Consider the following 1795-nt stretch of genomic DNA (forward strand, 5'->3'; position numbering starts at 1 on the left):
GAGTAGTCTCTCGTTTCATGGGACCGCTACCACGGAAAGGCAACATGAAACAGAAAATTACGGATTACCTGGACGAAATCTACGGTGGAACATTTACCGCAACTCATTTACAGAAACTTGTAACGCGTCTTGAGAGTGCGAAACGATTAATTACACAGCGACGTAAAAAACACTGGGATGAAAGTGATGTCGTGTTAATTACCTATGCCGATCAATTTCACAGCAATGATTTAAAACCATTACCCACATTTAATCAGTTTTACCATCAATGGCTGCAAAGCATTTTTTCACATGTTCATTTGTTGCCGTTTTATCCATGGTCATCTGATGATGGCTTTTCTGTAATTGATTATCATCAGGTCGCCAGTGAAGCGGGGGAGTGGCAGGATATTCAGCAACTCGGTGAATGCAGTCATTTAATGTTTGATTTTGTCTGCAACCATATGTCGGCAAAAAGTGAATGGTTTAAAAACTATTTACAACAGCATCCAGGTTTTGAAGATTTTTTTATTGCCGTTGACCCGCAAACCGATCTCAGCGCCGTCACTCGCCCGCGTGCGTTACCGTTATTAACGCCATTCCAGATGCGCGATCATTCAACGCGCCATTTATGGACCACCTTTAGTGACGATCAAATTGACCTGAATTACCGTAGCCCTGAAGTGTTGCTGGCGATGGTGGATGTTTTACTCTGTTACCTTGCGAAAGGTGCTGAGTATGTCCGCCTGGATGCCGTTGGCTTTATGTGGAAAGAGCCGGGAACAAGCTGCATCCATCTGGAAAAAACACATCTGATTATCAAACTGTTACGGTCGATTATTGATAACGTTGCGCCAGGTACAGTGATCATTACCGAGACCAATGTTCCGCATAAAGACAACATTGCTTACTTTGGCGCAGGCGATGACGAAGCACATATGGTGTACCAGTTCTCGCTGCCGCCACTGGTGCTGCATGCGGTGCAAAAACAGAACGTTGAGGCGCTTTGTGCGTGGGCGCAAAACCTGACACTACCTTCCAGCAACACCACCTGGTTTAACTTCCTCGCCTCTCACGATGGCATCGGGCTAAACCCGCTACGGGGCTTGTTGCCTGAAAGCGAAATATTAGAGCTGGTCGAGGCGTTACAGCAGGAAGGTGCATTAGTAAACTGGAAAAATAATCCCGACGGTACACGCAGTCCGTATGAAATAAATGTGACCTATATGGATGCGTTAAGCCGCCGTGAGAGTAGCGATGAAGAACGTTGCGCCAGGTTTATCCTTGCCCATGCGATTTTGTTAAGTTTCCCCGGTGTGCCAGCGATATATATTCAAAGTATTCTTGGCTCGCGTAATGATTACGCAGGTGTCGAAAAACTCGGATATAACCGTGCGATTAACCGTAAAAAATATCACAGTAAAGAGATAACCCGAGAACTGAACGATGAAGCTACATTAAGGCATGCGGTATATCATGAGTTGTCGCGTTTAATTACACTTCGTCGCAGCCATAACGAGTTTCATCCGGATAATAATTTTACCATTGATACGATTAATTCATCCGTAATGCGTATTCAAAGAAGTAACGCTGATGGTAATTGTCTGACTGGATTGTTTAATGTCAGTAAAAATATTCAGCATGTAAATATTACTAATCTGCATGGTCGGGATCTGATTAGTGAAGTTGATATATTGGGTAATGAAATAACGCTGCGCCCCTGGCAGGTTATGTGGATTAAATAAAAAGGAACATCTCATGATTAAATCAAAAATCGTGCTGTTATCAGCACTGGTTTCATGCGCCCTGATTTCAG

At 43.8% G+C, this 1795-nt stretch carries 1 protein-coding gene; it reads left to right on the forward strand.

Translation table 11 applies throughout. The features are described 5' to 3' along the window. Positions 1–44: 44 nt before the first annotated feature. Complete coding sequence (gene ycjM / locus RTW80_RS24660; protein WP_000810500.1) at positions 45–1724, forward strand: glucosylglycerate phosphorylase; 1680 nt, start codon at positions 45–47, stop codon at positions 1722–1724. Positions 1725–1795: the final 71 nt, after the last annotated feature.

Source organism: Escherichia sp. AM3, from assembly GCF_032029835.1.
Classification (GTDB): Bacteria; Pseudomonadota; Gammaproteobacteria; order Enterobacterales; family Enterobacteriaceae; genus Escherichia; species Escherichia coli.

Bases quoted from the DNA above. Each gene is read 5' to 3' on its own strand.
- ycjM (WP_000810500.1), top strand. From the start codon at position 45: ATGAAACAGAAAATTACGGATTACCTGGACGAAATCTACGGTGGAACA.